Raw genomic sequence first — 7,402 nt, forward strand, 5'->3', positions numbered from 1 at the left:
GGACATGCCGTCGACGAGCTCCTCCTGCCCCTGGGCGGGGGCGGCGAGCCGCAGCCGGACGCCCGAGGCGGAGGAGACCACGAGGGCCTCCTGCCGCCCGGGCATCGGGCCGTACGGGTGCCAGACGTGCTGCCGGTCCAGGTCGAGGAGCCGCGCGGTGTCCGAGGTCCGGTCGAGCGGGTCGTGCAGGGGGTGCGGGTCACGCATTGGGGGCGAGGTCCGTTCCCGCGCCGCGCCGGCGCACCGACACCAGGTCCGGGCGCACCTCGCCTGCGTCCGCCTGGGCGGGGACGGGTACCTGCTCGGCGTGCCCGGAGCAGCCGCCGCACGCCGAACCGCAACCCGCCTCCACGGCATCGGAGGCGGAGTTGGAGCCGCCCGAGCCGCAGACCGGGGCGCCGCCGTCCGCGTGGGAGCCGCAGCCCCCGCCGGTGGCCGCGGCCGCCACGTCGGAGCGGTGCGCGGGCAGGGTCGACGTACCGGCGCCCTCCACCTCGAAACCGGCGTCCGCGATCATGTCGAGGTCGGCCTGGCCGGCCTGGCCCTCGCTGGTGAGGTAGTCGCCGAGGAAGATCGAGTTGACCAGGTGCAGGGCCAGCGGCTGCATCGTGCGCAGGTGCACCTCGCGGCCGCCCGCGAGCCGGACCTCGACGTCGGGGCAGACGAAGCGGACCATCGCCAGGATCCGCAGGGCGCGCTGCGGGGTGAGGTTCCACTCCTTGGCGAGCGGGGTGCCCTCGAAGGGGATCAGGAAGTTGACCGGCACGGAGTCCGGGTCCAGCTCGCGCAGCGAGTAGACGACGTCGACCAGGTCCTCGTCGCTCTCGCCCATGCCGGCGATCAGGCCCGAGCAGGCGGACAGGCCGGCCGCGTGGGCCTTCTGGACGGTGTCGACACGGTCCGCGTAGGTGTGCGTCTTGGTGATCGCGCCGTACGTGGCCTCGGAGGTGTTGAGGTTGTGGTTGTAGGCATCCGCACCCGCGTCGCGCAGCCGCTCGGCCTGGCCGTCGGAGAGCAGGCCCAGGCAGGCGCAGACCTCGACGCCCTCGTTCTGCTCCTTGATGGCCGCGATGGTCTTGCCGACGCGGTCCACGTCCCGGTCCGTCGGACCGCGTCCGCTGGCGACGAGACAGACCCGCTTGGCGCCGCCGGCGACGCCCGCCGCGGCGGCCTCGGAGGCCTCCTCCGGCTTCAGCCACGTGTACTTGAGGATCTCGGCCTTCGAACCCAGGCGCTGGGAGCAGTACGAGCAGTCCTCGGGGCAGAGCCCCGACTTCAGGTTGACCAGGTAGTTCAGCTTGACGCGACGCCCGAACCACTGGCGGCGCACCTTGCCGGCCGCGGCCACCACGTCGAGCAGTTCGTCGTCGGAGGTCGCCAGCACGGCGAGCGCCTCTTCGCGGGTCGGCAGCTCGCGCCGCAGTCCCTTTTCCACCAGGGTGTTCAGCAGGTCCATGAGCCCGATCCTGGACCACACGGGCACTCCCGGCCAAGGAGAGAACGGACAACATGGCCGGAAGGGAGTGTGTGGATCGCCACACCAGCCCCTCGGGTCCCGGCGGCTAGGGTCGAGCAGATCTGTCGACAGCCGACAAAACGCGAGGACCGCCGATGACCCAGCACACCCCGCCCGCCGAGGACGTCTTCGCCTGGATCGACGGCGCGGAGCGGGCCCGAGAGCAGGCGGGGCTGGTACGGTCCCTGCGCCCGAGGCCCGCGTCCTCGCCGCTGCTGGACCTCGCCAGCAACGACTACCTGGGCCTGTCCCGGCATCCCGAGACCGTGCGCGGGGCGTGCGAGGCGGCCGGGCGCTGGGGCGCGGGCGCCACCGGATCCCGGCTGGTCACGGGCACGACGGAGCTGCACTCCGAACTGGAGCGGGAACTGGCCGATTTCGCCGGGTTCGAGGCGGCCCTGGTGCTTTCCTCCGGATATGCCGCGAACCTGGCCGCCGTGACGGCGCTGAGCGACCGAGGCTCGCTGGTCGTCTCCGACGCCGGGAACCACGCCTCGATCGTCGACGGCTGCCGGCTCTCGCGGGCCGCGGTCGAGGTCACCCCGCACAGCGATCCGGAAGCCGTCCGCAAGACCCTCGCCGCCCACGCGGGCCGGGCCATGCTGGTCACCGACTCGGTCTTCTCGGTGGACGGGGACGCCGCCCCGCTCGCCGGGTACGCCGAGGCCTGCCGGGCCGAGGGCGCGGCCCTGGTGGTGGACGACGCGCACGGTCTCGGGGTGCTCGGCGAGGGCGGCCGGGGCGCGCTGCACGCCGCCGGGCTCGCGGGCGCGCCCGGGGTGGTCGCGACGATGACCCTCTCGAAGTCGCTGGGCAGTCAGGGCGGGGCGGTACTGGGGCCGGCCAAGGTGATCCGGCACCTGGTCAACACCGCGCGCGCCTTCATCTTCGACACCGGGCTCGCCCCGGCCGCCGCGGGCGCCGCGCTGGCGAGCCTGCGCCTGCTCCGGCGGGAACCGGAGCGCGCCGCCCGGGTCCGGGAGGTGGCCGCCGAGCTGTACGGACGGCTCACCGCGTCCGGCCTGACCGCGGTCAGGCCCGACCCGGCGGTGGTGTCGGTCCGGGCCCCGTCGGCTTCGGCGGCACTGCGCTGGGCCGCCGACTGCCGCGAGGCAGGTCTGTCCGTGGGGTGCTTCCGTCCGCCGTCGGTGCCGGACGGCATCTCCCGGCTGCGGCTGACCGCTCGGGCCGATCTCACGGGGGACGAGATCGGCCGGGCCGTCGCGACGGTCCTGGGGACCGCTCCGGCCGGGGCCACGGACCGGTAGGCGTCGCTAGCCCGGGACGACCGTCCCGAGCACGTCCGCCCGTACGCAGGCGAGGAAGCCGTCCCAGGCCGGCCCGGTGAAGAGCACGGCCGGGCCGTCCGTCCGCTTGGAGTCGCGGACGGCCAGCAGGCCGCCGGTCAGGGCGGCCGCTTCCACGCAGTTGTTCATTCCGGTGCTGCGGCTGCTCCGCCGCCACCGCGCGCTGTTCAGAAGTCCGCTGGTGGATAAGGGGGTTGCGGACACGGGGGGTGCCTCCTTACGCGTCGTCAGCGAGTGAGCTGATGAGATCCGACGAGTCATGGGGCGGGAGGGCGTGCGCCTGGATGGTGCGGAATGCGGCGCTGTAGGCCTCGAGGTCTTCCTTCCGCTCCAGATAGAGGCTACTCGTCAAATGGTCGAGTACCACCACATCCAGATCGGCGATGTTCGGAAATGAGAAAATGACGAACGGTCCTGTCAGGCCGAGATGACCCCCCACGGTGAACGGCAGCACCTGCAACCGCACTTGGGGCAGCCGCGCCACCTCCACCAGATGCCTCAGCTGCTCCCGCATCACCCCGGGCCCGCCGATCTGCCGCCGCAGCACCGCCTCGTCCAGTACGGCGCTCAGCTCCAGCGGCGGATCCGCCCGCAGCACCGCCTGCCGTGCCAGCCGTACGTCGACCAGCGCGTCCACCTTCGGCTCCGGCAGCCCGCCCAGCGCGGCCCGGGTCACGGCCCGTGCGTACTGCGGGGTCTGCAGCAGGCCCGGCACCACGGAGAGCTCCACCGTCCGGGCCGCGCGCGCCCCCGCCTCCAGGCTGATGAAGTCCCGGTACTCCTGCGGGAGCAGGCCCCGGTAGTCGTGCCACCACTGCCGCCCGCGCGCGGCGTCCCCGTTCGCCGAGGGGCCGGCCGCCGAGGCGCCCAGGGCCTCCAGCAGGGCGCGCTGCTGGGCGCTCACGACCTCCCCGTAGGCGTCGAGCAGCAGCCGGATGTCCTCCGATTTCACGCCACTGCGCCCGGTCTCGATGCGGCTGATTTTCGACTGGTGCCATCCGACGATCCGGGCCACCTCACCACTGGTGAGTCCGGAGCGGTCGCGGAGGGCGCGCAGCTCCTCCCCGAGCTTGCGCCGACGCACCGCGGGACCGTGTTGCATACCCGCTCTCCTTCCACCGGCACAGCTCGCGCCAGTCTGCCGTCCAAATACGCTCTTCCGTAGCAGAGTTCACCGCATTGAGCGACAGATATATGCATATCTTGGGGGAACGGCGGAAACGACGGCACCATGGGTGGCACTCTGGCGCTCAGCGTAGGTCCGGGGCGGCTCCGTCCCGGTGGGAAAGGGACGTCGCCATGGCAGATCAGCAGGAAGCATCCGTCACTCTGCCGAGCGATCCGGTCTCGGTCGCCGCCGCCCGCCGGTACGTCGCGGAGGTGCTCGGAGACTGGGGACTGCCCGAGGACGCCGAGACCGCCGACACCGTCCGGCTGATCGTCTCGGAGCTCGCCACCAATTCGGTACAGCACACTTTCGGCCAGTCGCCCACCTTCACCGTCGACGTCCGCCTCGAACGCGAGGAGTGGCTGCGCGTCGGTGTGACGGACAGCCACCCGCGCTGGCCCCGGCGGCTGCCCGCCGCCGTGCAGCAGGACAACGGCCGCGGGATGGTCATCATCCGCTGGCTCGCCGCCGAGGCCGGCGGCCGGCTCTCGGTCAGCCCGACGGCCGACGGCGGCAAGACCGTGTGGATCGCCCTGCCCTGGCCGGCCGGCACGCCCGCGCGGACCGCCCGGGGCTGCTGACGCGCGGTCGTATACGGAGACCGTTCGGGAAGACGCCCGGACAGGTGAACCGGGTGCCTTTCCGAAACGTGGGTTAACTCGGCGGAAAACTGCGGGCCCTAGCGTGTGGAGCCCGCGGTCTTCCGCCAACGATCAGCCATGGGCCGGTAAAGGGCCGGCGATCGGGACGGAAAGCCTCTCTCTGCGTTGGGCAAGACATGCTTGGCACGGATATGCACAGGTCAACAGAGTGTTGAAGGCGGATACGTTCGCCACGGCGCGATGTTGATCATGTCCCGGAAGCTTGGTGGTATCAGGTGCAGTTGACGCCGCACGAACAAGAAAGACTCATGCTCCACGTCGCCGCCGACGTGGCCGAGAAGCGCAGGGCGCGCGGGGTCCTCCTGAACCATCCCGAGGCCGTCGCCCTGATCACCTCGCACATCCTCGAAGGCGCCCGTGACGGGCGGACCGTGGCCGAGCTGATGGCCTCCGGCCGCACCGTGCTCACCCGGGCCCAGGTCATGGAGGGCATCCCCGAGATGATCCACGACGTCCAGGTCGAGGCGACCTTCCCGGACGGCACCAAGCTCGTCACCGTCCACGACCCCATCGTCTGAACGGGAGCAGCCAGATGATCCCCGGCGAAATCGCCTACGGGGACGGTCCGGTGCGCCTGAACGAGGGCCGCCCCGTCACCCGCCTCACCGTGCTCAACTCCGCCGACCGGCCCGTCCAGGTCGGCTCCCACTACCACTTCGCCGAGGCCAACCCCGGCCTCGACTTCGACCGCGCGGCCGCGCGCGGCCTGCGCCTGAACATCGCCGCCGGCACCGCCGTCCGCTTCGAGCCGGGCATCCCGGTCGCCGTGGAACTCGTACCGCTCGGCGGGCTGCGCACCGTACCGGGTCTGCGCGGGGAGACCGGAGGGCCGCTCGATGGCTGAGATCCCGCGCCAGGTGTACGCCGACCTGTTCGGGCCGACGAAGGGCGACCGCGTCCGGCTCGCCGACACCGACCTCTTCGTCGAGATCGAGGAGGACCTGAGCGGCGGACCGGGCAACTCCGGCGACGAGGCCGTCTTCGGCGGCGGCAAGGTCATCCGCGAGTCGATGGGGCAGGCCCGCACCACCCGCGCCGAGGGCGCCCCCGACACGGTGATCACCGGCGTCGTGATCCTCGACCACTGGGGCATCGTCAAGGCCGACGTCGGCATCCGCGACGGCCGGATCTGCGGCATCGGCAAGGCCGGCAACCCGGACACGATGGACGGGGTCGATCCCTCGCTCGTCATCGGCCCCGAGACCGAGATCATCGCGGGGAACGGGAAGATCGTGACCGCGGGCGCCATCGACGCGCACGTGCACTTCATCTCGCCGACCGTGATCGACGAGGCCCTCGCCTCCGGCATCACCACCCTCGTCGGCGGCGGAACCGGCCCGGCCGAGGGCTCCAAGGCCACCACCGTGACCCCGGGACCCTGGCACCTGGCCCGGATGTTCGCCGCCCTGGAGGCCTACCCGGTCAACATCGGCCTGCTCGGCAAGGGCAACACCATGTCCCGCGAGGCCATGCACTCCCAGCTGCGGGGCGGCGCCCTCGGCTTCAAGATCCACGAGGACTGGGGGTCCACCCCCGCCGTCATCGACGCCTGCCTGAGCGTCGCCGACGAGACCGGCGCGCAGGTCGCCATCCACACCGACACCCTCAACGAGGCCGGATTCGTGGGCGACACCCTCGCGGCCATCGCCGGGCGGACGATCCACTCGTACCACACGGAGGGTGCGGGCGGCGGGCACGCGCCCGACATCATCACCGTGGTCTCCGAGCCCAACATCCTGCCCAGCTCGACCAACCCGACCCGGCCGCACACCGTCAACACCGTCGAGGAACACCTCGACATGCTGATGGTCTGCCACCACCTCAACCCCGCCGTCCCCGAGGACCTCGCCTTCGCCGAATCCCGGATCCGGCCCTCCACCATCGCCGCCGAGGACGTCCTGCACGACCTCGGGGCCATCTCCATCATCTCCTCCGACTCCCAGGCCATGGGCCGGGTCGGCGAGGTCGTGATGCGCACCTGGCAGACCGCCCACGTGATGAAGAAGAGGCGAGGTTTCCTGCCCGGCGACGGCCCCGCCGACAATCAGCGGGCCCGCCGTTACGTGGCCAAGTACACGATCAACCCCGCCGTCGCCCAGGGCCTCGCCCGGGAGGTCGGCTCGGTCGAGGTGGGCAAGCTGGCCGACCTGGTGCTGTGGACGCCCGCCTTCTTCGGCGTCAAGCCCGAGGTGGTCGTCAAGGGCGGCCAGATCGCCTACGCGCAGATGGGCGACGCCAACGCCTCCATCCCCACCCCGCAGCCGGTCCTGCCCCGGCCCATGTTCGGCGCCGTCGGCCGCGCCCCCGCCCTGAACTCGCTCAACTTCACGGCGCAGGCCGCCCTCGACGACGAGCTGCCCGAACGGCTCGGCCTCGGCAAGCAGTTCGTGGCCATCGAGAACACGCGCAAGGTGGGCAAGACGGACATGCGCAACAACGACGCCATGCCCCGGGTCGAGGTCGACGCCGACACCTTCACCGTCACCATCGACGGCGAGGCCGTGGAGCCGGCGCCCGCGGCGGAACTGCCCATGGCACAGCGATACTTCCTCTTCTGATGGGACGCAGCTGATGGGCCACAGCCTGACCAGGGGCGCCCGATGAGCCTCGCCGCGCTGCTCGTGCTCGCGGACGGCCGCTTCCCCGCCGGAGGGCACGCGCACTCCGGCGGGGCGGAGGCCGCCTGCAAGGCGGGCCGGATCCACGACGCGGCGACCCTGGCCGAGTTCTGCCGGGGCCGCCTGCACAC

8 protein-coding genes and 2 pseudogenes are annotated in these 7,402 nt (G+C 72.0%); 6 read left to right on the forward strand and 4 right to left on the reverse strand.

What is annotated here, in order from left to right; all coding sequences use genetic code 11:
- Positions 1 to 207: pseudogene (locus tag ACFV0Q_RS35475) on the reverse strand (adenosylmethionine--8-amino-7-oxononanoate aminotransferase BioA); the annotation flags it as partial.
- Positions 200 to 1,456, reverse strand: a complete 1,257-nt coding sequence (gene bioB, locus ACFV0Q_RS35480) for a biotin synthase BioB (RefSeq protein WP_385011226.1) — start codon at positions 1,454 to 1,456, stop codon at positions 200 to 202. The gene bioB and the pseudogene ACFV0Q_RS35475, both read right to left, overlap by 8 nt.
- 155 nt (positions 1,457 to 1,611) lie before the next feature.
- Here bioB and ACFV0Q_RS35485 point away from each other — a divergent pair, with 155 nt between their 5' ends.
- Entirely contained in the window at positions 1,612 to 2,784 is a 1,173-nt protein-coding gene (locus ACFV0Q_RS35485) for an 8-amino-7-oxononanoate synthase (RefSeq protein ID WP_385011228.1), read from the forward strand.
- Positions 2,785 to 2,790: 6 nt separating this feature from the next.
- On the opposite strand, the gene ACFV0Q_RS35490 is transcribed toward ACFV0Q_RS35485, so the two are convergent.
- Both ACFV0Q_RS35490 and ACFV0Q_RS35495 read right to left on the reverse strand, forming a co-directional pair.
- Positions 2,791 to 3,027 (reverse strand): DUF397 domain-containing protein, encoded by a 237-nt coding sequence (locus ACFV0Q_RS35490; RefSeq protein ID WP_385011230.1) that lies wholly within the window; start codon positions 3,025 to 3,027, stop codon positions 2,791 to 2,793.
- Between the two features lie 13 nt (positions 3,028 to 3,040).
- The gene (locus tag ACFV0Q_RS35495) at positions 3,041 to 3,925 is read right to left on the reverse strand and encodes a helix-turn-helix domain-containing protein (RefSeq protein WP_385011232.1); all 885 of its coding nucleotides are present in this window, start codon (positions 3,923 to 3,925) and stop codon (positions 3,041 to 3,043) included.
- A 197-nt stretch (positions 3,926 to 4,122) separates the two neighbouring features.
- Between ACFV0Q_RS35495 and ACFV0Q_RS35500 the strand changes: the two genes are divergently transcribed.
- From ACFV0Q_RS35500 to ACFV0Q_RS35520, 5 genes and pseudogenes are all read left to right on the forward strand, one after another.
- The gene (locus ACFV0Q_RS35500; RefSeq protein ID WP_385011234.1) at positions 4,123 to 4,572 is read left to right on the forward strand and encodes an ATP-binding protein; all 450 of its coding nucleotides are present in this window, start codon (positions 4,123 to 4,125) and stop codon (positions 4,570 to 4,572) included.
- Positions 4,573 to 4,868: 296 nt separating this feature from the next.
- Complete coding sequence (locus ACFV0Q_RS35505; RefSeq protein ID WP_385011235.1) at positions 4,869 to 5,171, forward strand: urease subunit gamma; 303 nt, start codon at positions 4,869 to 4,871, stop codon at positions 5,169 to 5,171.
- Positions 5,172 to 5,185: 14 nt separating this feature from the next.
- Entirely contained in the window at positions 5,186 to 5,497 is a 312-nt protein-coding gene (locus ACFV0Q_RS35510; RefSeq protein ID WP_385011237.1) for an urease subunit beta, read from the forward strand.
- Positions 5,490 to 7,211, forward strand: coding sequence for an urease subunit alpha (locus ACFV0Q_RS35515; protein ID WP_385011239.1), 1,722 nt, complete (start codon positions 5,490 to 5,492; stop codon positions 7,209 to 7,211). The genes ACFV0Q_RS35510 and ACFV0Q_RS35515 overlap by 8 nt, the downstream gene beginning before the upstream one ends.
- Positions 7,212 to 7,253: 42 nt before the next feature.
- Positions 7,254 to 7,402 (forward strand): annotated as a pseudogene (locus ACFV0Q_RS35520) (urease accessory protein UreF); the annotation flags it as partial.

This window comes from Streptomyces sp. NPDC059564 (assembly GCF_042735575.1).
GTDB lineage: Bacteria > Actinomycetota > Actinomycetes > Streptomycetales > Streptomycetaceae > Streptomyces.